Here is a 23,778-nt window from a genome sequence, read left to right on the forward strand (position 1 = left end):
GTCACGCCTGCGGTGCGGGATCGTTGACGGGCGGCAGGGGCGCGATGACCACGTCGCCGACGGGGGCGGTGATGACGTAGTCCGGCGCGACCGGCGGCTGGGCGCGCATATAGTCGCGCAGCATCTCGTCCAGGCTGGGTTCGACGCCGGGCGCATTGTCCAGCTGCTGCTGGCGCATATAGCCCCAGCGGTCAGCGGCGAGCGTCTGGGCGTCGGCCGGCGAGCGGATGATGGTCGGGCGGATGAAGACCATCAGATTGGTCCGCCCGCGCTGACGGCTGGTCGAGCGGAACAGGCCGCCGACGAGGGGGATGTTGCTCAGTCCGGGCACCCGGTCGACCGACACCCGGTCGTTCTGGTCCAGCAGCCCGCCGGCCACGGCGATGTCGCCGTCATCGACCACCAGGGTGGTCTCCAGTTCGCGCTTGTTCAGCACCAGGTCGCTGGCCGAGTTGCTCAGGACGCCGTTGATGCTGGACACCTCCTGCCGCAGGAACAGGGTGATCGAGCCGCCGGCGTTGATCTGCGGCCGCACGATCAGCTTGACGCCGATGTCCTGGCGCTGGGTCGTGCGGAAGGGGTTGGAGTTGCCGTCCAGCAGGGTCTCGCCGGTCGTGATCGGCACCTCTTGACCGACGAGGATGGTGGCCTCCTCATTGTCCAGCGTCATCAGCGACGGGGTCTGGAGAAGGTTGGAGCCGTCGTCCGTCTTGGCCGCATTGATGATGAAGCCGAACAGGCCGTCGCCGATGCGTCCGCCGCCGCCGCCGACGAAGCCGTTGGCGCCCAGCAGGGTGTTCAGGGCGAGGTTCTGCAGCTGCTCGCGCAGCGGGTCGTCCTCGTCCAGTTGACCGGCCGCGGCCCCGCCCGCGATGGGCGCCAGCGGCGCGGCGCTGTCGGACCAGTTGGTCAGGCCGACCGGATTGCCGTCCTCGCCCGCGAGCAGCCACTGCACGCCCAGTTCGCGAACGGCATTGTCCGACAGCTCGACGACGATGGCCTCGATCAGCACCTGCTGGCGGCGCTGATCCAGCTGGCGAATGACCTCGGACAGCATCCGCTGGGTGTCGGCCGAGGCCGAGATGACCAGGGCGTTGGCCCCGGGGAAGCGGGCGATGGTGGCGCGCTGGCCCGGCGCGGGCGCGACGGGCGCCGCGATGGACGCAACGGCGCCGGCGGGCTCGGTCGAGCCGCCGCGCGCGGCGCCGGGCTCCGCATTGGCGCTGGCGGCCGTGACCTGCTGGCCGACGATCTGTTGCAGCACCGGCAGCAGGGCCTCGGCGTTGGCGTGCTGCAGGAAGATGACCTTGACGTCGTCGGCGGACTCCGCGCGTCGGTCGAGGTCCTCGACCAGCGGCCGGATGCGGGCCATGGCCGAGGGATCGCCGCGCAGGACGATGGAGTTCGAGCTCTCGACGGGAGTCACGGTGACCATCCCCTGCCCCGGCTGTCCGCCGGGCGGGGCGAGGACGGACTGGAGCACCGCCGCGATCTCGCGCGCCGACGAGTTCTGCAGGGTGACCACCTCGAACCCGGTGCGGTCGACGTCGATGCGGCCGATCAGCGAGCGGATGCGGGCCAGGTTGTCGGCGAAGTCGGCGACGACCACGCTGTTGGCGCCGGGATTGGCCAGCACCTGCCCCTGGGCCCCGACCAGCGGCCGGATGGTCTCGGCGGCCGAGGCGGCGTCGATGTTGCGCAGCTGGAACACCTCGGTGGTGAAGCGCTCCGAACCGACCGTCGCCGGTCCCTGGGCCGCGCCCTGGGCCGGACTGATGCGGTAGGCGCCCGAGGCCGTCGGCGTCACCACCAGGCCGTTGGCGCGCAGGGTCGACAGGAAGACCTCGAACAGCTGGGCGCGGGTCAGCGCACGGTCGCTGGTCACCGTCACCGTCCCCGTCACCGCCGGATCGACGATGAAGGTGCGGCCGGTCGATCGGGCCACGTCCTGGATAAAGGCGCGGATGTCGGCGCCCTGGACGTTCAGGGTTTGACGCTCGGCGGACTGGGCCAGCGCCGGCGTCGCCGCCAACGGCCCCTGGGCGGCCAGGACGGCGGCGAGGACGGCCCCGATGGCGCTGCGGTTCATTCGCTTCAACGGCCTGTCCTTATGGTGGTGGTCTGCACGGCGCCGCCGCGTTCGAAGCGGATGTCGGCGCTCGTCGCGTTCGAGAGCTGGCCGCGCAGGCCGGCGATGCGATCGAGGCTGTCCAGCGCGGTTCCGTTGACGGCGAGGATGACGTCGCCGGTCTGGAGGCCCGCTGCCCTGAGGGCCGCGCCGTCGCCGGCGGCCGAGACGGTGAAGCCGTTGACGCGCAGACCCTGCATGCGCGGACGCAGCGAGGCCTGGGCCATCAGCCGGGCGGGATCGACGCGCGGGCCGCTGGCGGCGGCGGGCGCTGCAACGGCGGCAGAAGCTTCGGCCGGCGGACTGACCGTCTGCGGACCCGGCGGCGGCGGGGGCGGCGGCGCGGCGCCGACGGGCGTGTCGCTGAAGATCAGGCGGCTGACCGAACCGCCGCGCGAGAGGGTCACATGGTCCGGCCCGACCGATTGAAGGATCAGGCCCGGCTCGACTTCCTCGCCCACCCCGACCGACACCTGCCGGCCGTCGGCCAGGCCGATGATGGCCGAGCCGCCCCCGGCGCCGCCGGCGCGCACGCCGAACAGGCGCATCTGGCTGCCGCCCGCAGCCGTGGCCTCGGCCATGCTGCTCAGGCCGCCGGTGCGGAAGAAGGCGTCGAAACGCTGGAAGACCGTGTAGTCGGCGGGGGTCGTTTCCGACGGGTTCGACGCCGTCGCGGCGACGGCGGGGCGCGGCTCGGCCACGATCCAGACCAGTCGGCCCAGCTGGATCGCCAGCATCAGGGCGAGGGCGATCTCGACCCCGGCCCGGACGCGGTCCGGACGCGCCGCCACGGCGTCCCGAACTCCACTGCTGAAACTGCGCAATGCGCCGATCACTATGGCGTGCCCCACGGAGCCCCGACGGCCCGGCGCATTCCGTAGACCAATCATCCGGACCCGGCTTCACGGCCCCATGACGGCCCCGCGAACTTGCCGTGACGGTTGAGCCGGGTGCGGATCAACTGCCGCAAAACCGTCGTGCAGAAGGCCCGGGAGGCGAGCGGGCGCCCGCCTCCCGGAACCGTCCTAGAAGCGCGCCGTCAGGCTGACCGAGGCGCTGGAACCCAGTTCGTAGTTGTTGATCAGGATCTTGTTGCCCAGCTCCTGGAACTCGTCGAAATCGGTGTTCAGCAGGTTGCGGAGCTCCACGGCCAGGCCGAGGTCCTGTCCGCCGTACTCGAAATCCTTGCGGAAGACGAAATCGACGAAGACGCCGGGATCCTGGATGTAATCCGGCTCGCGGTTGCCGGCGCCGCCCGCGCCCCGGGCGCTGACGCGCTCGCTGACGTAGTTGACGATGATCGTGGCCTGCGACCGCGCCGTGTCGTCTTCCCAGCCCAGTTGCAGGTTGGCGACGTGTTCGGACTGGCCCTGAAGCCGGCTTCCGTCCTCAATGAAGAAGGTGGCGTCCTCATCGGCGCCGCCGCCGCCCGGCGTACGGACAACGTCCCCCGCCTCGACCTGAACCTCGGAGTCCGACCAGGTGTAGTTGGCCTGCACCAGCCAGCGCTTGTTGGCGATGAAGTCGGCGCTGTTGTCCGGAAACTCGAAATACTTCTTGGCCTCGATCTCGGCGCCGAAAATGGTCGCCTGCGGCGAGTTCAGATAGGACTGCTGGCGGGCGTTGCCGGAGGTGACGATGGTCGCCTCGACCGGCTTGTCCAGGTCCTTGTAGAAGACGCCGGCCGTCACATACTGCTGACGGGCGAAGAACCACTCGTAGCGGGCGTCCAGGTTGAGGATCTCGGTGTCGACCAGGAACGGGTTGCCGGTGAACTCGCGATCGGTTTCCGGGTCCGTGTAGGACTGGGGGGCCAGTTCGCGGAACTGCGGACGGCCGATGGTCTGGGAGGCCCCCAGACGCAGCTGCTGGTCTTCGGCGAAATTCCACGTCGCCGTGAACGAAGGCAGGAAATACTGCTCCTCGATCTGGGTCGGAACGAAGGGCGCGGCGCCGCCGAACAGGTCGCGCGTCGTGACCGACTGCTGGCCGTCCTCGTAGCGTACGCCGAAGGTGGTGCGCAGCAAGGGGATGAACTCGGCGTCGACCTGAACATAGGCCGCCGCGACCTCGAGCTGGGCCGAATAGGCCGCCGCGCCGCTGCCTGCGCTGCCCGTCACTTCGGACAGGATCAGGCCGGTCGGACTGATGTTGAAATCCGAATAGAGGTAGTCGACACGCGACCGGCGCTGTTCCTCGGTCAGGGTGCTGGCCGGAACGAACTGCAGGTCCCGACGCTCGGCGTCGCGGTTGTTGTCCGAATAGGCGACCCCGAAGCTGAAGACGGCGTCGCGATAGTCCGACAGCGGCAGGGTGTAGGTCAGATCCGCACCGCCGGAGACAATGTCGTCTTCCAGTTCGCTGAAGGAAATGCGGTTGCCGCCGATCTCGTGCAGGAAGTCGCCATTGGCGTCCACCCCGTATTCGAAGCGGGTTTCGTAGGGGGCGTCGCGCTCCGTCAGGGCATAGGCGCCGCGCCAGGCCAGCTCCAGGGCGCCGTCCATGAACTCGTGCTCGCCGGAGAGCTGGCTGGAGAACAGCTGGCGCTCGTACCACTCCGTGTAGTCGGTGCGCTGGATCTCGCCGCCGGCGTCGAAGTCGGGGCCGACGCTGATCCGGGCTTCCTTGGTGACGTTGCGCACGAAGAAATTGGTCCACCGGTACTCGCTGTTGTCGGTGACCAGCGACAGGCCGCCGAGGAAGTTCAGCTGGATGTCGTTCTGGTTCGACTCGAACGCCTTGCTGGTGACGGGCACCAGGACGGCGCCGGAGAACTGGGCCTCTTCCTGCACGCCGTTGCGGGTCGCCCAGCTGTTGCTGTAGCCGGCGACGGCGATCAGGCCGAAGGTGCCGATGGAGCTCTCGCTCTTCAGTCCGCCGGCGAAATCGAAGCTGAAATTCACCGGCGTCGTCTCGCGCTGCAGCAGCCGCAGCGGCGCATTGACGAGCGAATGGCCGATCCGCTGCAGTTCCTGCGCATCGACGTTGGCGCTGTTGACCGGGACTCCCTGGGCGAAGGCGAGGGCGAGCGGTCCCGGAATGTCGCGCGTGCCGTCGTCGAAGCCGGTGAAATCGGTGCGGGAACCGAAATAGATCAGGCTGTCCTCGCCGGTCGTCTCGGTGTTGCCGCCGATCGACGTCGACATCGAGAAGAACGGATCATTCGGCGCGTCGACGGTGCGCAGATCGATGACCCCGCCGCCGAACTCGCCTGGATACTCGACCGAATAGGTCTTCTGGACGGTGACGCTTTCCAGGATGCTGGACGGGAACAGATCGAGCGGGACGACCCGCTGCAGCGGTTCCGGGCTCGGCAGGGGCGAGCCGTTCAGCAGGGCCGAGGAATAACGTTCGCCGAGACCGCGCACGTAAACGAAACGCCCTTCGACCACCGTCAGGCCCGTCACGCGCGCCAGGGCGCCGGCGGCGCTGCTGTCGCCGGTCCGCTCAAGGTCCTCGGACGTCAGGAAGGCGGCGACCTCGGCGCTCTCCCGGTTCGGTTCGGGGATGAATCGACCCCGGACGACGACCTCATCCAGTTCGCCGACGGCGTCGGGGTCATCCTGGACGGACGGATCCTGCGCGGCTGTGGCGGACGGCGCGGTCTGGACCGGCGGCGTTTGAGCATAGGCGGCGCCGGGCGCGATCAGCGCGCTGGTGGCCAGGAGGACCCCGCTCAGGGTCAGGGTAATGGTCTTCATGATCTGCGCCTTGAAGGAGTTCAACGGACTGGGCGAAAGCCGGAGGCGGCCCGGGCGGGCCGCCTCCGCATCCGTCGTCAGCAGGTCGCGCCGGCCGTCAGGCCGCAGGTCCAGCCCTGCCACCAGGTATCGGCGGCGTTCTGGACGGCGCCGATGTAGGTGGTGGTCTGGAAGAACGCATAGGTCGGGGCCGTCGGGGTCACGGCGCTTTCGTTGGCGCCGTTGATGAAGGTCAGGACCTGGTTGGTGAGGGTCGTTCCCGCGGCCGGGGCGGCCAGGGTCGAGGTTCCGGCCGCCGTGTTGTTGGCGCCGGCGGTGAAGAGGACTGCGGAGGTCGCCGCGTTGCCCGAGCGGTAGGACGTGCCGCAGGACATGAACACCGAGTTGAAGGTCGGCGCGCTGGTTATCGCGTCGCCATCGATGTCGAGGCAGGCTGCGGCCGATCCCGCCACATTGGTGAACACCGAGTTGATGATCGTCGGATCGGTGCCGGTGTCCATGTGGGCGATCGTGTGGGCGGTGGACGTCGTGTTGCGGCCGACCAGGGTCCAGTTGGCGATCTTCGGCTGGGAGAGATAGCGCGCGGCGTAGGCCACGGAGGTCGGGGCCGCGGAGAACTCGAAGCCGGCGCTGCGGCTGGTCGAGCCCGGCGCGCGCTGGGTGACGATGCCGAACTGGGCCCCGCCGCGCCAGCCGGTGTCGGTGTCCAGACCGTCGTCGTCGGCGCCGTTGATCACGATGTGACGCAGGTTGACGGTGCCGCCGAAGATTTCGATGCCGTCGTCCGAGCTGTTGTAAACCTGGATGTGATCGATGGTGGTGCCCGAACCGACGCCGGCCATGGTCAGGCCCTGCAGTTCGTTGCCGGTCGAGATTTCAAAGCCGGAGAACTTGATCTGGACGTAGCGCAGGCGGCCCGAGTTATCGGCCGCGGTGTTGCCGCCGTAGAAGGCGCTGGTGCCCTCGACGGTGCCCGTGCAGGTCACCGGCGCGGTCAGCACTACGCCGTTGTTTGCGCAGTTGGCTTGCGGCGCGCGGCCGGCCAGGACGATACCGCCCCACTGGCCCTGGGAGTCGAGCGTGGTCGTGCCTTCGACGTTCTGACGGCTGGTGAAGACGATCGGCGTGGTGGCGGTGCCTTCGGCGAACAACTGCGAGCCGCGGTTGACCAACAGATAGTCCGAACCGCCCGAGGCGAAGATGCGCACGCCGGCTTCGATGGTCAGGATGCCCTGGGTGCTGCCGGGGATCGGGGACGCCGGGTCAACGCCCATGTCGGTGCCGACCGAGGTGCGGCCGCTGATGGCGTAGATGGTGCCGGCGCGCAGGGGCACGGTCAGGGCGCCGTTGATCTGCAGCGGCAGTTGGCAGGCGCGGAGCGTTCCGCCCGCCACGAGGCCGACGTTGGCGAAGCCGGTCGGGCAATCGGCCGCCGGGGTGCCCGGAGCCGGCGGAGGCGTCCCGCCGCCACCGCCGCCGCCGGGGGGGAACACGCCTTCACCGGGCGAGGCGACTTCAGCCGAGCCGCAAGCGGCGAGCGTAAGAGCGCTGGCGGAAACCGCGAGCAGGGTTGTCAGTCGAAAGCCGGTCATCGTTTCCACCGTGGCTGGTCCATAGGATCAATCGGCAGGGGACCAGCCGCACGGCCTTGATCCCGGCGACGCATCAGCCCCCTGCCCGCGGTCTGGTTAGACGGCGGATCAACGCTGAACGGTGACGGTTAGCGGGCGTCTGTGTGAAGTTGTCTTGGCTGTTCGATGAAAGACGATCCCCGTACGGCGGGATCGTCACAATCGGAGGGGCCGCGCCGGCGCCCGCGATTTGCAGCGGCCGCCACGCCCCGCTAGGGCTCCGGGACGCATCGGGGACAGGTGATGACTGACATTGCGCCGGCCCTTCTCGCCGCCCTGTTCGCCGGGTGCGGCCTCCTCGTCGGCAGCTTCCTCGGGCTGGTCAGCCTTCGCCTCCCGGCCCAGGAGGATATTGTTCGCGGGCGCTCGCGTTGCGGCGGCTGCGGGCGCGACCTCCCGCCCTGGCGGCTGATCCCGCTGGTCAGCTACGTCCTCGCGCGGGGGCGGTGTCGCGATTGCGGCGCGGCGATCCCGGCGCGTTATCCCCTGATGGAGGCGGCCTGCGCCCTGATCGGCGTCTGGGCGGCGTTGAGCCAGCCGGGCCTGGCCGCCGCGGTTCTGACAGCGGTCCTGGGTTGGCAGCTGCTGCTGATCGCCGTGATCGACGGCGAGAATTTCTGGCTCCCGGACTCGCTGACCCTGCCCCTTCTGGCCACGGGCCTGCTGGCGGCGATCCTGCTCGAGGGGGTCGCCCTTCCCGAGGCCGCCATCGGCGCCGGCGTCGGGTTCGCGGCCCTGTGGCTGGTCGGTCGCGCCTATAAGCGCCTGCGCGGTCGCGAGGGCCTCGGCGGCGGCGACCCGATTCTGCTGGCCGCCGGCGGCGCCTGGGTCGGATGGATCGGCCTGCCCAGCATCCTGGTCTGGGCCGCGACGGCCGGCCTCAGCGTGGTGCTGGCCCGCGCCCTGTCGGGCCGCCGGGTCTCGGGCGAAGACCGGCTGCCGTTTGGCGTCTTCCTCGCCCTCGGCATCTGGCTGACCTGGCTGTTCGGGCCGCTGGGCCTGCCCGGCTGACCCGGCGTATCGCCGGGAAACCTTCAGCTGAACGACACAAATCTGCGTTGCAGCTGCGCTAGTCGCCGGACGGGATCCGGGAGCGCATGGCCACGACACGCAAATCCGACGGCGCGGCCGAGGCTCGCAACAACCGGTTGCTGGGCCAGCGTATCGCCCTCTACCGGGCCGCCGCAGGCCTGACCCTGGCCGAGCTGGGCGTGGCCGTCGGCGTCAGCCATCAGTTCATCCAGCACTATGAGACCGGCGAGCGGGCCGTGCCGTTCGGTCGGCTCGTGCAGATCGCGCAGGCGCTCCGGGTGTCGGTGACGACCCTGATCGGAGACGCCTTCGACGCCGACGCCGGCGAGGAGCCCAATGTTCATGTCGTGCTTCAGGTGGCGCGGATCGCCGGCCGGCTTCCGCCCGCCAAGCGCGCCGCGCTCGCCGCCCTGGCCCGCGAACTGGGCCGGCCCTAGCGATCTCTGGGGAAGGTTCTGGCGGAGACGCAGGGATTCGAACCCTGGGTACCCCTTACAGGGTACGACGATTTAGCAAACCGTTGCCTTCAGCCACTCGGCCACGTCTCCGGCAGGCGGCGTGATTAGCCGAGCCTGAGAGGCGACGCAACGGGTCTTCAGCGCGCGCCGTGAACACGCCGTGCGTTAACGGGACAGTGAGGGCGGGCGTGCATGGTGTGCGCGAACCCCTCGCCGCGAGCCCCATGCCCGAAGCCGTCAGCCGCCATTCGTTCGACGCCGCCTTGTCCGGGACGGGCGTCATGGACGCGCAAGGCCTTCAGGCCCTGGCCGGCGCGGCCGTGTCCACTCCGGAGGATGTCGCGGTCGAGGGCGCGGCCCGCCGCGGGCCCTTCCGCCCCGAAGTCTGGCTCAATGCCCGCCAGCGGCACGCCTCCCGTCTGGCGGCTCACTATTTCCGCGCTTTCGACACCCTGGCGGTGATCGGCGTCACCCTGCTGTGCGCCTGGGCCGCCGCGCCGGGGGCGCTGATCCACACGTCAGTCTCGCAGGTCCTGCCCTTCGCCCTCGGCGCGGCCACAGTCCTCGGCCTGATGCGTTCGCTCGGCCGCTACCGGTTCGCCCGGGGCCAGAAGACGGCCCGGCATCTGGCCGCGGTCGCGACGATGGTTCTGGCCGGGGCGGCCGTCACCCTCATATCAGGCTGGGTTCTGGCGGGATCCGGGACCCAGACGACGGCCCATCTGGTCTGGGCCGGGCTGATATTGATCACTCTGAACGCCCTCCACATCGGCTGGAGCGACCTCGTCGGGCGCTGGCGCGCCTCGGGCGCCCTGACCCCCAATATCGTGCTGGTCGGGGCGACCCGGCATGCCGAGTCCCTGATCCGCGAGGCTCTGAAGCGGCGCGACCTCAATGTCCTGGGCATTTTCGACGACCGGCTGGCGCGCAGCCCGCGCGCCATCGAGGGCGTGCCGGTGCTGGGCACGGCCGACGACCTGCTGACCCACAAGATGACCCCCTATGTCGACCGCATCGTCCTGGCCATCGACCCCCGGGCCGAGGCGCGAGTGCGCGAACTGAACGCCCGTCTGCGCACCCTGCCGCATGAGGTGACCGTGCTGGTCGAGCCGGACGGCGCCGCCGAGACGCAGAGCGCGCTGGACCGGCTGGCGGCCGCGCCGCTGGCCGACGTCCAGGGCCCCGCCGACGATGACCGCCGCGCCTTCAACAAGCGGCTGCAGGACATGATCCTGGGCCTGATCGCCCTGGTCCTGCTGGCCCCCGTCATGGCCGTGATCGCCCTGGCCATCCGCCTGGACAGCCCCGGTCCGATCTTCTTCCGCCAGCGCCGCCACGGCTTCAACCACGAGGAAATCGTGGTCTGGAAATTCCGCTCGATGAAGCAGGAGTCCGCCGACGCCACGGCCAGCCGGCAGGTCACGCATGACGACGACCGCGTCACCCGCATCGGCCGCTTTATCCGCAAGACCAGCCTCGACGAACTGCCGCAGCTGCTGAACGTCATCGCCGGCGAGATGTCGCTGGTAGGTCCCCGGCCCCACGCCATCGGCATGAAGACCGGCCACATCGAGAGCGCGCGCCTGGTCGCCGACTACGCCCACCGCCACCGCATCAAGCCCGGCATGACCGGCTGGGCCGCCGTCAACGGCTCGCGCGGACCGCTGCACACCGCCCAGGACGTGCGCCGCCGGGTCCAGCTGGACATCGACTATGTCGAGCGCCAGTCCCTGTGGATGGATCTGTGGATCATGGCGATCACCGTGCCGGTGCTGCTGGGCGACCGCGCGGCCATTCGATGACCAGGGGCCGCTGATGTTCTGGCGCGGCGTCTGGGGCTATCTGCCGGCCAATATCGTGCAGGGGGTGGTCGGTTTTCTGGCCATCATCCTGTTCACCCGCCTGCTCAGCCCCGAGGATTTCGGCCGCTACGCCCTCGCCTTCTCGGTCATGACGCTCGCCCATGTGGCCGTGTTCAGCTGGCTGGAGGCGGCCATGGCGCGCTTCTGGGCCGCCCAGGCGCCGGGCGCCGCCCAGGGGCATTTCGCCAGCCTGTATCGCACCGCCTTCGCGCTCAGCGCCGGTTTCGTGGTCGTCGCCGGGCTGGTGGTCTGGTTCTGGCCCGTCGATCCGCTGTTCCGCATCGCCCTGGCGGCCGGCTTGCTTGGCGCGCCGGCCCGTTGCCTCGTCAAACTCGCCCAGGAACGCTACCGCGCCGCCGGGGAGGTCTCGAAAGCCGCCAATCTTGACATCGCGGTCGCCGTTGGCGGCCTGGCCATCGGCGTCGGTTTCGCCCTGATGGGGGCGGGAGGCGCGGCCCCGCTGCTGGGTCTCGGCCTCGCGCCCCTGGCCGCCCTGCCCTTCGTTCTGCCGGGCGAACTGAAACAGGCGCGGGGCGGCGGCTTCGAGCCCGGTCGGGTCCGTGAATACGCCCTCTACGGCTATCCGATCGCGGCCTCCCTGGCCCTGACCGTGGTGCTGGCCTCGACTGACCGGTTCCTGCTGGCGATCTATATGGATGAGGCGGCGGTGGGCGCCTATCACGCCAGCTATTCGATCGCCAACCGGACGCTGGACGTCCTGTTCCTGTGGCTCGGCACGGCGGGTCAGCCGGCCCTGGTCATGGCCCTGGAGCGCGGCGGACTGGAGCGGCTCAAGGTGGCGGCGCGCGAACAACTGTCGACCTTCCTGCTGATCGGCCTGCCGGCGGCGGCGGGGGTGGCCCTGGTGGCGCGCCCCCTGTCCGAGGTGTTGATCGGCGAGGAACTGCGCACGGCGGCCGCCAGCGTGACGCCGTGGATCGCCCTGTCGGCCCTGCTGTTCGGCCTCACCGCCTATTATTTCGGACAGGCCTTCACCCTCGGCAAGAAGACGAAGCGGCTGCTGATCGCCATGGCCATTCCGGCCGGGCTGAACGTGGTCCTGAACCTGATCCTGGTGCCGCGCTTCGGCCTGATGGGCGCAGCCTGGGCCACGGCGGCCAGTTTCGGCGTCGGCATGGTCTCGACCTGGCTGATCGGCCGCCCCGTCGTGGCCCTGCCGATCCCGTGGGAGAGCCTCGTCCGCTGCGGCGTCGCCACCGCCGTCATGGCGTTGGTCGTGTCGCGCCTGCCCGCGCTCGGCGGCTTCGGCGAACTGATGCTGGACGCGAGCGTCGGCGGGATCGTCTACGCCATCGCGGCCCTGACGCTGAACGCCGCCGGCGTGCGCGACGTGGCCCTGAAGGTTCTGGCCCAGCGCGGCCTGTGGGGAGCGACGGCATGAGCGCGCGGGCGAAACTCACCGACAGCCCCGCCTGGAAGGCCGCGAAACCGGCCGTCTCGGTGCTGATCCCCTTCCTGCGCGACGATCCCTCCGAGCTGTTGAATCTGCTCGACGAGGAGGCCGCCTCGGTCGATGGCGCGGTCGAGATCGTGGTGCTGGACGACGGCACCCGCGACGCGGTCCTGACGGCGCGGCTGGCCGGCCAGATCAGGATCATGGCCCTGCCCGTCCGGCTGATCACCCTGCCCGCCAACGAGGGCCGCTCGATCGGGCGCAACCGGCTGGCCTCGGCCGCCCGCGGGGGCAGCCTGTTGTTCCTCGACAGCGACATGCGGCCCGACCACCGGCGCTTCCTGCGCGACTGGGCCGATCTGGCGGCGCGCGAGGACCCGGCCGTGGCGTTCGGCGGCTTCTCCCTGCTGCAGGCCCCGACCGACGCCCGCTTCGCCGTCCACCGCGCCATGGCCGCCAAGTCGGAGTGCGTGCCGTATATGGAGCGGGCGAAACAGCCCGAGAAATACGTCTACACCTCCAACCTCCTGGTCCGCCGCGACGTGTTCGAGGCCGAGGCCTTCGACCCCGGCTTCACCGGCTGGGGCTGGGAGGATGTGGAGTGGGCTATGCGGGTGTCGCGCCGGTTCCGCGTCGTCCACCTCGACAACGCCGCCACCCATATGGGCCTCGACACGGTGGAGGCCCTCGCCGGCAAATACGAACAGTCGGCCCCGAATTTCGCCCGCATGGCCGAGCGCCACCCGGCGATCGTCGCCGCCTATCCCAGCTACAAGGCGGCCCGCATTCTCAAACGGTTGCCCGCCCTGCCCCGGTTGCGGCGACTGATGCGCCGCGGCGCCGAGGCGGACTGGCTGCCGGTCGGCGCGCGGGCCTTCTCGCTGCGCCTGTACCGCGCCGCCCTCTATGCGGACGCCGTCTGATGGCCGACGTCGCCGTCATCGTCCCGACCCTGCGGCGGCCCGAAAGCCTTGAGCGGGCGCTGCGTTCGCTGTTCGCCCAGACCGGGATCGCCGATCGGGTGGACGGGATCGTCGTCGTCGACAACGACCCCGTTGGATCGGCCGCGGCGACCGTCGAGCCCCTGCGCGCCCTCTCGCCCTGGCCGCTGGTCTATGTTCATGCACCCCGGCCGGGCGTGGCGACCGCGCGCAACGCCGGCCTCGCCGCCACGAACGCGCCCCTGATCGCCTTTCTCGACGACGACGAGGCCGCCGCGCCCGGCTGGCTGGCCGCCCTGCTCAAGGCGCAGACGCAGACCGGCGCCGACGCCGTCTTCGGCCCGATCACCGGCCGCGCGCCCGACGCCGCCCCCTGGCTCAAGCCGTGGCTGGAGCGGTTCTTCGGCCGCGAAGGGCCGGCGCAAACCGGCCTGATCGACACCCCCTACGGCTGCGGCAACTCGCTGATGACCCGCAGCATCGCCCTGCCCGGCCCGGCCCCGTTCAACACCGACGCGGACCAGGCCGGCGGCGAGGACGACGCCCTGTTCGCGGCGCTGGCCGCCCGCGGCGGCCGGTTCGGCTGGGCCGCGGACGCCCATGTCGAGGAGTTCGCGCCGGCGCATCGGGCCACCCTCGACTACGCCCTCGCCCGCGCCTTCGCCTATGGCCAGGGACCAAGTCAAACCGCGGCGGCGGCGCGCAACTGGCCCGGCGTGGCGCGCTGGATGCTGATCGGCGCGGCCCAGACCGCGGTCTGGGGCGCGGCGTCGGCGGCCCTGACCCTCATCGCCAGCCCGAAGCGGGCGGAGATGTACGACCGGACCGCCCGTGGTGTCGGAAAGCTGTTCTGGATGAAGGGGTTCGAGCCGCATTTCTACGGCGCGCGGGAGCTGGCCCGGCTGGACGCCGCGCGACCCTAGCGCCTCGTCCGGGTCCTCAATCCGGCGGTCGCGCCTGAGCGCGATGGCCGGAAGGTTCATCACCAAGGACACCAACTTGCGAACACGGGCCTAGCCCGTCAGCCGCTTCAGGAAGGCCGGGGGGTTGTAGGTCGAGCGGTTGACCACCACGCCCGCGATCTTGCCGCCGACCGCCTCGATCTCGTCACGCAGCATCAGCGGTTCGTTGGCCGCCCCGCTCTCGGCGGCGACGACCAGCACCGTGGCGTCGACATAGGGCGCCAGGGTGATGGCCATGTCGTTGCGGTCGGCCGCGGGCGCGTCGATCACCACGGTGTCGGCGTGTTTGCGCAGGGCGTCCCAGTAGCGCGCGTCGCTGACCGCCTCGGCGCGCTGGCCCGAGCGCAGATGCTCGGCCGCGAACCGGGTGACCCACAGACGCCCGCCGAGGCAGGGGCGCGCCGTCATCAGCCGGGCCGGATGCACGGGCTTGCCGGCCCGGTCCATGATGCGCGGGGTGACGGCGAAGAAGATGGAGCCGTCCGGGGTGGCGATGGCCGCCTTGCCCAGCATGCCGAAGCGGTCGGGCTCGGCGGCGACGGCCTCCATCTGGCCCTGCTGGGCCAGGTCGGCGTCGATAAGCCAGACGGGCCGGCGGGCGCGGACGGCGGCAAGACGGGCGTATTCGCGGGCGACCGTGGACACCCCCTCCCCCGAGGTCGCGGCGGCGATCTGGACCACGCGGCCGCGATGGCCCGGCGCCGGACCCAGCGCCGCCCAGAGAGCCGCCATTTCGGATGTCAGATCGACCATCGAATCGCTACGCGCCCGGTTACAGGCTCCTACGCTAACACGGGCGGGGTCATCGGGCCTTCATCGGAGCGACCGCCAGCACGGGCATGTCGAGGGTTCGGCCGGCCGAGGCCGGGGTCGTATAGCCGCGCCGGGTGAACACCCGCAGCAGGCCGACGCACAGGGCGGTGAAGACGGCGAACAGGAAGACCACGGCCAGCAGGGGCGCCTTCAGGCTCGAACCCCGCGTCGGGGCCTCGGCGCGCTCGATGACATTGACGTTGTCGGCCCCGGCCGCGACCAGGGCGCTGTCGGCGCGGGCGGCGCTCTCGCGCTGCTGGAAGTCGCGCACCAGGGTGGTCAGGACCTCGCGATTGCCGGCCAGGTTGGCGTTGGCCGACTCCAGCCGGGTCAGCTCGGCCTGGCGGGAGCGCAGCTGGCTCAGCTGGCCCTCGGCCACCGCCAGCCGGGCGGCCAGCCCGTCGCGGTCGGCCGCCGCGGTGATCCGCGCGGTCTCGATCTCGGTGAAGATGGTGCTGGGCCCGGTGCGGACCTCCTTGGGTCCGACCGTGGTGCCGGTGGCGACATAGGCCTGCAGGTCGGCGATCTGCTGGTCGATGTCGCGCACGGGCTGGGCCTCGGGCGTATAGCGCGAAAGCAGGGCCTCGCGCTGGGTGCGCAGCTGCAGGATCTGGTCCTGGGCGGAGATGTTCAGGTCCTGCTGCAGCACCACCTCGGCGGGCTGCTGCGCCAGCTGGGCCTCCAGCGTCGACAGCCGCTGGCTGGCCTGGTTCAGCTGCGCCCGCAGCGACAGGGCCTCGGCGTAGGTGGTCTGGTAGGTGGCGGCCAGGGTCGCCTTGGCGGTGGCGAAATCGCCCAGGTCGTTGGACGCCAGGAAGGCGTTATAGGCCTCGTCGGCAGATGTCAGGTCGTCCTCGAACGCCTCCCGCTGGGCGGCGTAGGCGGGGGTGGCGCCGCCGCCGAACACCTGACGGCGCTGGACCAGATACTGGTCCACCACGGCGTTCAGAACCTGGGCCGCCCGCACCGGATCGTCGGATTCGTAAGACGCCGAGATGATGGCGCTGCCCGGGGTCACGCCGACGCCGAGGCCGGCGTCGAGGGCCTTCAACGCCGCGGTTTCCTTTTCGGCCGGCGTGCCGCGCGCCCGGGGGCCCAGGACCACATCGGCGCCCACGGCGCGCACCGCGCGACGCTTGACCTCGAGACTTCCCAGAATCGCGGCCTCCGCCTGGGCGACGGCGTCGGCTTCCAGCGGCTGGCTGCGCTCGGTCGGGCCCACGCGCGGCTGATAGACATATTCCGAGCCCGCGCCGGCATAGACGCTGGCCGTGGCGGTGTAGGATTTCTTCAGCGTCAGCACCGCCGCCGTGCCGATGGCAAACACGGCCAGGAAGATCACGATCATCAGCAGGGAGTCGCGGAACAGCAGGCCGACGACGTCGAAGAAGCCGTAGCGCGGGCGGACTGTCGTGTAGGCCGACGTGCGCATGGGGGGCGGACTGATTCCATCGTACTGGACTTGAGAGATCAGCCTTGGGCCAGCGGCGTTAACCACTGGTTACCCATAAGCGCCGACCCTGCCCTCAACACCGTTTTCGTGGAGTGAGTCCCCATGTCCATCGACCGCCGCCTGTTGCTGCTCGGCCTTGTCGGGGCCGGGACGATGGTCAGCGGCTGTGGCGGCGCGGGGCTCCCGCGCGTGCCGGGACTGGGCGGCGACGATTACGGCTCGCGTATGCCCCTGCCGCAGAGCGGTCGCGGCAGCGACAACCGGGTCCAGGCCCCGGGCAGGACCTCCTTCCCCGAGATCGGCTTCGCCGACTGGTCCGAGGCCGAGCCTGAATACGTTCTGTATCCCGGCGACGAAATCGAGATCGCCACCCCGACCGCCGTCGAGCTGACCCGGACCCAGCGGATCGGCCCGGACGGCCGCATCTCCCTGCCCCTCGTCGGCCAGATCATGGCCGCCGACCGCACCATTGCCGAGGTCGAGGCCGACGCGTCCGCCGCCTACGCCAGCCAGCTGCGCCGGCCGGTGGTCGAGGTGACGCTGAAGACCGCCGGGCCGATCCGCGTCTGGGTCGGCGGCGAGGTGCGCACGCCGGGAATGATCGAGATGAACGGCGACCTCGACGCCTACCAGGCCATCATCCAGGCCGGCGACTTCCTGCCGACCGCCAAACAGGGCGAAGTGGCCCTGATCCGGCGCGGCCGGGGCGGCGTGCGCATGATGCGGGCCGCCGACCTGCGCCCCCGGCGCGGCGAGGTCATCGCCCTCCGCCGTGGCGACATCATCTTCGTCCCGCGCTCGACCCTGGGCGAGGTGGCCAATTTCGTCACCCAGTTCCGCAACGCCCTGCCGATCGGCTTCAGCTATGTGATCGGCGGGCAGTATCAGCAGTTCTGAGGCGTCGCCGGCGCCGAAGCGGAGCCGTGCCTGATCTCGTCGGCAGGCGATGATCCGCCCGCGCCTTTTCTGACGACAGCCACCACGGCATCAGCCATCCTGCCGTCGGGAAATCACGGAGGCGTTGATGCTCGATCATACGTTCAGGGTCTGCGCCGCCGCCGCCGTCCTGTCGCTCGCCGCCGGACTTCAGGCCGCGCATGCCCAGACTCCCGCGCCGTTGCCGCCCGTCCAGGCGCTCAGCGCCACGGTCGGCGAGCGGTCGGCCGCGCCCGGCGTGGTCGCCGCGATCCTGCGGGACGGCAGGGTGACGGAGGTATTCGCCTGGGGCGGCGCCGATTGTGCCGGCGGCGGCGCGGCCGGTGTCAACGCCGCCTATGAAATCGGCTCGATCTCAAAGCACGTGGCCGCCGTCGCCCTGTTGCGGCTGTGGGAGCAGGGGCGCGTCGATCTGGACGGCCCCATCAGCGCCTACCTTGACGACATTCCGACGGCCTGGGGTCAAACGACCCTCCGTCAGCTCGCGACGCACACCAGCGGCATACCGGATTACGAGGAAGCCGGCGGATACGGCGTGTACGAAACCGAGCCGACGCCCGCGCAGGTCTATGCGATCGTCGCGGATCGGCCGCTCGACTTCGAACCCGGGACGCGCTGGTCCTATTCCAACACCGGCTATTTCCTGCTCAGCCGGGTGGTGGAGGAGGTATCCGGCACGGACTTTGGCGACTTCCTGCGGGCCGAGCTGTTCATGCCGCTGGGCATGGGGCACAGCTTCATGGGCGGCTATGCCGCCGCCGACGCGGACTTGGCCCAGGGCTGCAAGCCGGGCGCGGGCGAAGACGCCGCGCGCATTCCGGTGCGTCCGATCCATGAGGCGAGCACCTATGGCGCGGGCGGCGTCTCGACGACGCTGCAGGACTGGGCCCTGTGGGATGATGCGCTGCACGACGGCCGGCTGCTCTCAGCCCGGGCGATGGAGCTGATGCTGACGCCGCAGCGGCTCGCCGATGGCTCATCCACCGGTTATGGCTTCGGGCTGTTCGTCGACGATTTCCGGGGCGCCCGACGCATCCAGCACACCGGTCAGACGCAAGGGTTTGTCGCGGACTATCAGCACTATCCCGAACAGGATTTCAGCGTGGTCACCTTCGCCAACATGTATGGCGCCGGCGTGGGCGGAGTCACCCGCAGCCTGGTCCTGCGTACGATCCCGGAACTGGGCTATGACCGGATCGCGGCGCCGTCCGATCCCGATCCGGCCCGCACACAGGCGGTGCGACAGGCGCTACGTCAGGCGGCGTTCAACGAGGAACCCGCCGATCTTCTCAGCGACGGCATGCGCCGCTTCGCCAGCGCGGAGCAGTTCGCGGCGGCGCGGGCCCAGTTGCGCCCCTATGCCGAACATGCCGGCGCGCTTGTGTATCTTCGCTCGGATGCGCCCGACGGCGAACGGCACATCTACCGGATCACGATCGACGGCGAGACGACCTACCTCACCGTTGTCTGGCGCCAAGGCAAACTAGCGGGCGTCCAGCGTGCGGACAACTAGGCCAAGGGCGGCGAACGCGTGGCGATGATCGCCGCAATAACGTGACCCACCAGAGGCTCCCCCTCACCCCACCGACACCCCCGGCGGCGGCACACTGTCAGCCGGAACGAAGAAGTCCGGCATCAACGGTTTCCCCGGCTCCACGCTGTAGCGGTCGAAATCGCGTTCGCCCCGCTCGTACAGGAAGCTGTCGTCGATCAGGAACCGGCCGGTCAGTTCGCGCGACGGGCTGGTGAAGATGGCGTGGGCGGCGTCGGCCATGATCTCGGGCGTGCGGCAATAGGCCAGGCCGTCCTTGCCGGTCAGGGCGAACTCGATCGCCGCGGTGGCGATGCCGGTGCGTGGCCACAGGGCGTTGCAGGCGATGCCGTCGGCGCGGAACTCCTCGGCCATGCCCAGCATGGCCAGGCTCATGCTGTATTTGGCCATGGTGTAGGCCACGTGCGGCCCGAACCATTTCGGCGACAGGTCCAGCGGCGGCGACAGGGCCAGAATGTGCGGGTTCTGCGCCAGCTTGAGGTGCGGGATACAGGCCTTGGAGACCAGGAAGGTCCCGCGGGCGTTGACCTGGTGCATCAGGTCGTATCGCTTCATCTCGGTGGCCAGGGTGCCGGTCAGCTGGATGGCCGAGGCGTTGTTGACGCAGATGTCGATGCCGCCGAACCGGGCGACCGCGGCCTCGACCGCCGCCAGCACCGAGGCCTCATCGCGCACGTCGACGATCAGCGGCAGAGCCTGGCCGCCGGCCGCCTCGATCTCGGCCGCCGCCGAATAGATGGTGCCTGGCAGATGTTTGTGCGCCTCGGCGGTCTTGGCGGCGATGACGACATTGGCCCCGTCGCGCGCGGCCCTCAGGCCGATGGCCAGTCCGATGCCGCGGCTGGCGCCTGTGATGAACAGCGTCTTGCCCTGAAGTGACATGAGGCTTGGCTCCCGGTTGGTTTCAATAGAAAACGCTTGAAACGCCAGAGGCGCAGATTCCGCACAGGAGCGAAAGACCCATGTCGGCCTTCGAGATTACCCGCGACGGCGCCGTCGCCCATCTGCGGCTGTCTCGCCCGGAAGCGTCCAACGCGCTGGACCTGTCGTTCTGGCGCGACTTCGGCCCGACCTTGAAGGCGCTGGATGCGACCGGCGAGGTCCGCGCGCTGGTCATCTCGGGCGAGGGTCGCAATTTCTGCGCGGGCATGGACATTTCGGTCTTCTCGGGCGGGGCCATCCTGCAGACCGACACGGCCGCCGACCGGCAGGCCTTCCATCAGGCCGCGCGCGAACTGCAGGACACCCTGACCTTGATCGAGAAGGTGCGCTTCCCGGTGATCGCCGCCGTCCAAGGGGCCTGTGTCGGCGCCGGGCTCGACCTTGTCTCAGCCTGTGATCTGCGGCTGGCGGCCGAGGGCGCCTATTTCCGCATCGAGGAGATCAATATCGGCATGATGGCCGATATCGGCAGCCTCCAGCGCCTGCCGCATGTCCTGCCCGAGGCCGTGGTCCGCGAGCTGGCCTATCTGGGCACGTCGCTGACCGCGGACCGGGCCCAGCGTCTGGGTTTCGTCAACGCGGTTCTGCCGGATCCCGAAGCCCTGCTGGCCTCCGCACTGGAGATGGCCCGGGCCATCGCCGCCAAGGCCCCGCTGGCGATCTCGGGCTCCAAGGCCGCGGTCACCTATGCGCGCGACCACACGGTCGCCGAGGGGCTGGAATGGGCGGCGGTGATGCAGGGCTCGATCTGGAACACGGCGGACGTTCTCGCCGCCATCCAGGCCCGGATGACGCGCACGCCCGCGGAGTTCGCGCCGCTGTCGCCCCATGCCGGGATCGGCATCGGCGAAGGCTGAACCTCGGTCTGCGACAAGATGGGCAGGGGCGAAGAGTCGCTACCGTCCCCATGTAGGGGTCGCCCCTGAACACCTGGACCGCACGATCATGAAATCGAAACTCGCCGCCGTGGCCGCAGCCTTGCTGACCTCGGCCTGTTCGACCGTTGGCGTGCGCTCGGGCACCGAGGAGCCGGCCTTTACGGAGGTGGAGCGCGTCGGCGCCGTCGAGATCCGCACCTATGGCGAGCGGATCGCGGCGCAGACCGTGGTGACGGGGTCCAGCGAGGCGGCCCGCAATCGCGGATTCCAGCGGCTGGCCGGCTACATATTCGGAGGGAACACCGCCCGGACCAGCATCGCCATGACGGCGCCGGTCGCCCAGGCCGGCGACGGCGCGTCGGGCCGGTCGCAGAGCATCGCCATGACCGCCCCGGTGGCCCAGGGGGCGGAGGGCCAGGATCGCTGGACGATCCAGTTCTTCATGCCGTCGGAATATACGATGGCCACCCTGCCCGTTCCCCGGGACCCGGCGGTCGTTCTGGCCGTGGTTCCGGCCGAGACCTATGCGGTGCTGCGCTTTTCAGGACTGGGTTCGGCCCGGGCCGTCGCCGAAAAGGAGGCCGAACTGGACGCCGCCCTGACCGGCAGCGGCTGGACCAGCGTCGGCGATCCGGTGGTGTGGTTCTATGACCCGCCCTGGACCCTGCCCCCGCTGCGCCGCAACGAGGTCGCGGTGCGGGTCACCCGTCAGGCCCGCTGAGCGCGGCGCCTGACGACGATCCTCAGGCGGCCAGCGAGACCACGCCGGCGTCGATCCAGCGGCGGGCGGCCTTCTGGGCTTCGGCGATCTCGTCCTGTTCCATCTCCTGGCTCATCTCGCGGCGATAGACGCGCGCCTCGATCGAGCCCTTCATGGCGGCCAGGTTGAAGATCATATGGGCCGAGACGCGGTCCATCGGGCAACCGCCCTGGCCGCTCGAATACATCATGCCCAGACGGAACAGGTCGTCGCCGCTCATGTCGGCGGTCGGCAGGGGCAGACCCTGCTCTTCATTGACCGTGGGCGCCATTTCTTGCGCGTTCATCACCGTATCTCCCGAACCGGCGCCGTTCTGGCCCCGTCCTCTGAGACGCGATCAAATACCCGCGGTTTGAAGGTAAAGTTAACAGCGGAGGCCGTTTGAGGCCTTTTCAGTACAGACCAGCCGAATACTGCGCCCTTGTTCAGACCTCTGAAATAGTTCGGAAATCCCTGATTCACACCTGCTAACGGGGCGTGACCGGGAGGCTTACGAAGGGTTACCGCGCGCGCTGTCCGAACAGCACCTTGCGGGCCGCCTCCGCCGCCTTGCCCGAGGCCGCCAGGCTGCGGCGCATCTCGTCGCCGAGCGCGCGGCCCGCGATCACGGCCGGCCGTTCGCCTACCCGCTTCATCCAGGCCTTGAGGTGGGGGAACTCCGCCAGGTCCTGACCCTGCAGCTCCGGCAGCACCCACGGCCAGGCCGCCATGTCGGCGATGGAATAGTCGCCCGCCAGATAGTCGCGGTCCGCCAGCCGCCGGTCCATCACGCCGTAAAGGCGGTGCGTTTCGTCCGTATAGCGGCGGACGCCATAGGCGATCTGGCGCTGATCCCTGACGATGGCCGGCGCGTACTGGCGGAAATGATGCGTCTGCCCGGCCATCGGCCCTAGGCCCCCGACCTGCCAGAACAGCCACTGGTCGACCTCGGCCTTGCCGCGCGGGTCCTGCGGATAGAACCGCCCGGACTTGACGCCGAGGTATTGCAGGATGGCCCCGGACTCGAAGATCGACAGCGGCTTCCCGTCCGGACCGTCCGGGTCGACGATGGCCGGCATCCGGCCGTTCGGACTGATGGCCTGGAAGGCCGCGCCAAACTGCTCGCCGGCGCCGATGTTCACGGGCTTCATCTCGTAAGGCAGGCCCATCTCCTCGAGCGCGATCGAGATCTTCCAGCCGTTGGGCGTGGGCCAGTACCAGAGTTCGATCGGCGCGGTCATGGGCGGGGTCCTGTGAAGTTGGGACACAGGTGGGCGGATGGCGGCGCAGGTGCAATGGCGGGGGTGGCTAGTGGCCACCGGCGGCGAGCCGCGGCGCCAATCCTGACATTCGCGTTCAGGGAGAGTTCATCCGCCCGGACAGACGCTGGGGCATGATTAACGGGCCGGACCCGGTTTTCCGTCGCCGTCCCTCAGCTGGAGAGTGATCATGAACCGCTTGACCAGGGCCGCGGTGCTCGGCCTGGTGCTGGCCACCGCCGCGCCGATGGCGGCCGAGGCCCAGAGCCGCGGCGACCGCCGTGAAAACCGTCAGGACTATCGCCAGGACCGCCGCGATGATCGTCGCGACTTCCGCCAGGAACGTCGTGATGACCGCCGTGACTGGCGCCAGGGCGACTATGACAACCGGCGTGAGTACCGGCAGGATCGCCGCGACGACCGCCGCGACTTCCGTGAGGAGCGCCGTGACGACCGTCGGGACTTCCGCCGCGAACAGCGGTGGGACCGCAACAATCGCGACTGGTGGCGCGACCGCAATGATTTCCGCGACTATCGCGGCGCCCGCAACGGCTACTGGTACGCGCCCAGCTACGGCTACTACCGCGTCGAGCCGCGGTATTACGGCCAGCGCTGGCAGCGGGGCCACTATCTGCCCTCGGCCTATCGCAGCTACTATGTGCGCGACCCCTACGCCTACAACCTGCGTCCGGCCCCGCGCGGCTACCGCTACGTCCACGCGGGCAATGACATCGTGCTGATCGCCATCGCCACCGGCCTGATCGCCAGCGTCCTGTCGGGCGTCTACTAGAACCCGACCCATGACGCGGAATGCGCCCCGCGAGCTCCGGCTCGCGGGGCGTTTTCGTATCCGCCCCGCAGCCCGGCGATCCGTTCAGTCGCGGTTCATGATGACGGCGCGACCTTGACGATAAGCCGTCTGACAGGGGCGTGCGGGGAAGAATACGAGAATGAAACGCTCTTTGATGGTCGCCGCAGCCGTTGCGGCCTTCGCCGTGCCCGCCATGGCGCCGCTGACCGCCCTGGCCCAGGACGGTGATCGTGGCGGTCGGCGCGGCGCGGCGGCCCGCCAGGACC

Annotated in this window: 20 protein-coding genes and 1 tRNA gene; 11 read left to right on the forward strand and 10 right to left on the reverse strand. The window is 69.9% G+C overall.

Features of this window, described 5'->3' with window-relative positions; all coding sequences use genetic code 11:
• Position 1 precedes the first annotated feature (1 nt).
• From gspD to B2742_RS15260, 4 genes are all read right to left on the reverse strand, one after another.
• Positions 2-2,089 carry a type II secretion system secretin GspD gene (gspD, locus tag B2742_RS15245; protein ID WP_292067978.1) on the reverse strand — a complete coding sequence of 696 codons (2,088 nt, stop codon included), beginning with the start codon at positions 2,087-2,089 and terminating at the stop codon, positions 2-4.
• Positions 2,090-2,094: 5 nt separating this feature from the next.
• The gene (locus B2742_RS15250; protein WP_292067981.1) at positions 2,095-2,919 is read right to left on the reverse strand and encodes a type II secretion system protein N; all 825 of its coding nucleotides are present in this window, start codon (positions 2,917-2,919) and stop codon (positions 2,095-2,097) included.
• A 234-nt stretch (positions 2,920-3,153) separates the two neighbouring features.
• Positions 3,154-5,829 (reverse strand): TonB-dependent receptor domain-containing protein, encoded by a 2,676-nt coding sequence (locus B2742_RS15255; RefSeq protein ID WP_292067983.1) that lies wholly within the window; start codon positions 5,827-5,829, stop codon positions 3,154-3,156.
• A 77-nt stretch (positions 5,830-5,906) separates the two neighbouring features.
• Positions 5,907-7,421 (reverse strand): hypothetical protein, encoded by a 1,515-nt coding sequence (locus B2742_RS15260; protein ID WP_292067986.1) that lies wholly within the window; start codon positions 7,419-7,421, stop codon positions 5,907-5,909.
• A gap of 282 nt (positions 7,422-7,703) precedes the next feature.
• Between B2742_RS15260 and B2742_RS15265 the strand changes: the two genes are divergently transcribed.
• Positions 7,704-8,471 carry a prepilin peptidase gene (locus tag B2742_RS15265; protein ID WP_292067988.1) on the forward strand — a complete coding sequence of 256 codons (768 nt, stop codon included), beginning with the start codon at positions 7,704-7,706 and terminating at the stop codon, positions 8,469-8,471.
• Positions 8,472-8,557: 86 nt separating this feature from the next.
• On the forward strand, positions 8,558-8,929 hold the full coding sequence (locus B2742_RS15270) for a helix-turn-helix domain-containing protein (RefSeq protein WP_292067990.1): 372 nt from the start codon (positions 8,558-8,560) through the stop codon (positions 8,927-8,929).
• A gap of 19 nt (positions 8,930-8,948) precedes the next feature.
• On the opposite strand, the gene B2742_RS15275 is transcribed toward B2742_RS15270, so the two are convergent.
• Positions 8,949-9,040: transfer RNA gene (locus tag B2742_RS15275), tRNA-Ser, on the reverse strand.
• A gap of 134 nt (positions 9,041-9,174) precedes the next feature.
• Here B2742_RS15275 and B2742_RS15280 point away from each other — a divergent pair.
• From B2742_RS15280 to B2742_RS15295, 4 genes are read left to right on the forward strand one after another with little or no spacing between them, the layout of a single operon-like run.
• Entirely contained in the window at positions 9,175-10,752 is a 1,578-nt protein-coding gene (locus B2742_RS15280) for an exopolysaccharide biosynthesis polyprenyl glycosylphosphotransferase (protein WP_292067992.1), read from the forward strand.
• A 13-nt stretch (positions 10,753-10,765) separates the two neighbouring features.
• Positions 10,766-12,214 (forward strand): lipopolysaccharide biosynthesis protein, encoded by a 1,449-nt coding sequence (locus B2742_RS15285; RefSeq protein ID WP_292067994.1) that lies wholly within the window; start codon positions 10,766-10,768, stop codon positions 12,212-12,214.
• Complete coding sequence (locus B2742_RS15290; RefSeq protein WP_292067996.1) at positions 12,211-13,149, forward strand: glycosyltransferase family 2 protein; 939 nt, start codon at positions 12,211-12,213, stop codon at positions 13,147-13,149. The genes B2742_RS15285 and B2742_RS15290 overlap by 4 nt, the downstream gene beginning before the upstream one ends.
• The gene (locus B2742_RS15295) at positions 13,149-14,090 is read left to right on the forward strand and encodes a glycosyltransferase family 2 protein (protein WP_292068000.1); all 942 of its coding nucleotides are present in this window, start codon (positions 13,149-13,151) and stop codon (positions 14,088-14,090) included. Before B2742_RS15290 ends, B2742_RS15295 begins: the two co-directional genes overlap by 1 nt.
• A gap of 90 nt (positions 14,091-14,180) precedes the next feature.
• On the opposite strand, the gene B2742_RS15300 is transcribed toward B2742_RS15295, so the two are convergent.
• Complete coding sequence (locus B2742_RS15300; protein ID WP_292068002.1) at positions 14,181-14,882, reverse strand: hfsB; 702 nt, start codon at positions 14,880-14,882, stop codon at positions 14,181-14,183.
• A 49-nt stretch (positions 14,883-14,931) separates the two neighbouring features.
• On the reverse strand, positions 14,932-16,374 hold the full coding sequence (locus B2742_RS15305; protein WP_292068003.1) for a GumC family protein: 1,443 nt from the start codon (positions 16,372-16,374) through the stop codon (positions 14,932-14,934).
• Between the two features lie 123 nt (positions 16,375-16,497).
• On the opposite strand from B2742_RS15305, the gene B2742_RS15310 reads away from it, so the two are divergent.
• Together B2742_RS15310 and B2742_RS15315 are read left to right on the forward strand one after the other, a co-directional pair.
• Complete coding sequence (locus B2742_RS15310) at positions 16,498-17,292, forward strand: polysaccharide biosynthesis/export family protein (protein ID WP_292068004.1); 795 nt, start codon at positions 16,498-16,500, stop codon at positions 17,290-17,292.
• A 127-nt stretch (positions 17,293-17,419) separates the two neighbouring features.
• Positions 17,420-18,844 (forward strand): serine hydrolase domain-containing protein, encoded by a 1,425-nt coding sequence (locus B2742_RS15315; protein WP_292068005.1) that lies wholly within the window; start codon positions 17,420-17,422, stop codon positions 18,842-18,844.
• Positions 18,845-18,907: 63 nt separating this feature from the next.
• Here the strand turns inward: B2742_RS15315 and B2742_RS15320 are convergent, their stop codons facing one another.
• Complete coding sequence (locus B2742_RS15320; RefSeq protein WP_292068007.1) at positions 18,908-19,765, reverse strand: SDR family oxidoreductase; 858 nt, start codon at positions 19,763-19,765, stop codon at positions 18,908-18,910.
• Between the two features lie 80 nt (positions 19,766-19,845).
• Here B2742_RS15320 and B2742_RS15325 point away from each other — a divergent pair, with 80 nt between their 5' ends.
• Both B2742_RS15325 and B2742_RS15330 read left to right on the forward strand, forming a co-directional pair.
• Positions 19,846-20,682 (forward strand): enoyl-CoA hydratase-related protein, encoded by an 837-nt coding sequence (locus tag B2742_RS15325; RefSeq protein WP_292068008.1) that lies wholly within the window; start codon positions 19,846-19,848, stop codon positions 20,680-20,682.
• Positions 20,683-20,770: 88 nt separating this feature from the next.
• The gene (locus tag B2742_RS15330) at positions 20,771-21,424 is read left to right on the forward strand and encodes an SOUL family heme-binding protein (RefSeq protein ID WP_292068010.1); all 654 of its coding nucleotides are present in this window, start codon (positions 20,771-20,773) and stop codon (positions 21,422-21,424) included.
• Between the two features lie 22 nt (positions 21,425-21,446).
• On the opposite strand, the gene B2742_RS15335 is transcribed toward B2742_RS15330, so the two are convergent.
• Both B2742_RS15335 and B2742_RS15340 read right to left on the reverse strand, forming a co-directional pair.
• Entirely contained in the window at positions 21,447-21,749 is a 303-nt protein-coding gene (locus B2742_RS15335; protein ID WP_292068012.1) for a sel1 repeat family protein, read from the reverse strand.
• Between the two features lie 214 nt (positions 21,750-21,963).
• Complete coding sequence (locus B2742_RS15340) at positions 21,964-22,683, reverse strand: glutathione S-transferase N-terminal domain-containing protein (RefSeq protein ID WP_292068014.1); 720 nt, start codon at positions 22,681-22,683, stop codon at positions 21,964-21,966.
• Between the two features lie 208 nt (positions 22,684-22,891).
• Between B2742_RS15340 and B2742_RS15345 the strand changes: the two genes are divergently transcribed.
• Entirely contained in the window at positions 22,892-23,491 is a 600-nt protein-coding gene (locus B2742_RS15345; protein ID WP_292068016.1) for an RcnB family protein, read from the forward strand.
• Positions 23,492-23,778 lie beyond the last annotated feature (287 nt).

The sequence above is a fragment of the Brevundimonas sp. UBA7664 genome (genome assembly GCF_002483305.1).
In the GTDB taxonomy this organism is placed as follows: Bacteria; Pseudomonadota; Alphaproteobacteria; order Caulobacterales; family Caulobacteraceae; genus Brevundimonas.

Bases quoted from the DNA above. Each gene is read 5' to 3' on its own strand.
- gspD (WP_292067978.1), bottom strand. From the start codon at position 2,089: ATGAACCGCAGCGCCATCGGGGCCGTCCTCGCCGCCGTCCTGGCCGCC.
- B2742_RS15255 (WP_292067983.1), bottom strand. From the start codon at position 5,829: ATGAAGACCATTACCCTGACCCTGAGCGGGGTCCTCCTGGCCACCAGC.
- B2742_RS15260 (WP_292067986.1), bottom strand. From the start codon at position 7,421: ATGACCGGCTTTCGACTGACAACCCTGCTCGCGGTTTCCGCCAGCGCT.
- B2742_RS15265 (WP_292067988.1), top strand. From the start codon at position 7,704: ATGACTGACATTGCGCCGGCCCTTCTCGCCGCCCTGTTCGCCGGGTGC.
- B2742_RS15270 (WP_292067990.1), top strand. From the start codon at position 8,558: ATGGCCACGACACGCAAATCCGACGGCGCGGCCGAGGCTCGCAACAAC.
- B2742_RS15280 (WP_292067992.1), top strand. From the start codon at position 9,175: ATGCCCGAAGCCGTCAGCCGCCATTCGTTCGACGCCGCCTTGTCCGGG.
- B2742_RS15285 (WP_292067994.1), top strand. From the start codon at position 10,766: ATGTTCTGGCGCGGCGTCTGGGGCTATCTGCCGGCCAATATCGTGCAG.
- B2742_RS15290 (WP_292067996.1), top strand. From the start codon at position 12,211: ATGAGCGCGCGGGCGAAACTCACCGACAGCCCCGCCTGGAAGGCCGCG.
- B2742_RS15295 (WP_292068000.1), top strand. From the start codon at position 13,149: ATGGCCGACGTCGCCGTCATCGTCCCGACCCTGCGGCGGCCCGAAAGC.
- B2742_RS15300 (WP_292068002.1), bottom strand. From the start codon at position 14,882: ATGGTCGATCTGACATCCGAAATGGCGGCTCTCTGGGCGGCGCTGGGT.
- B2742_RS15305 (WP_292068003.1), bottom strand. From the start codon at position 16,374: ATGCGCACGTCGGCCTACACGACAGTCCGCCCGCGCTACGGCTTCTTC.
- B2742_RS15310 (WP_292068004.1), top strand. From the start codon at position 16,498: ATGTCCATCGACCGCCGCCTGTTGCTGCTCGGCCTTGTCGGGGCCGGG.
- B2742_RS15315 (WP_292068005.1), top strand. From the start codon at position 17,420: ATGCTCGATCATACGTTCAGGGTCTGCGCCGCCGCCGCCGTCCTGTCG.
- B2742_RS15320 (WP_292068007.1), bottom strand. From the start codon at position 19,765: ATGTCACTTCAGGGCAAGACGCTGTTCATCACAGGCGCCAGCCGCGGC.
- B2742_RS15325 (WP_292068008.1), top strand. From the start codon at position 19,846: ATGTCGGCCTTCGAGATTACCCGCGACGGCGCCGTCGCCCATCTGCGG.
- B2742_RS15330 (WP_292068010.1), top strand. From the start codon at position 20,771: ATGAAATCGAAACTCGCCGCCGTGGCCGCAGCCTTGCTGACCTCGGCC.
- B2742_RS15335 (WP_292068012.1), bottom strand. From the start codon at position 21,749: ATGAACGCGCAAGAAATGGCGCCCACGGTCAATGAAGAGCAGGGTCTG.
- B2742_RS15340 (WP_292068014.1), bottom strand. From the start codon at position 22,683: ATGACCGCGCCGATCGAACTCTGGTACTGGCCCACGCCCAACGGCTGG.
- B2742_RS15345 (WP_292068016.1), top strand. From the start codon at position 22,892: ATGAACCGCTTGACCAGGGCCGCGGTGCTCGGCCTGGTGCTGGCCACC.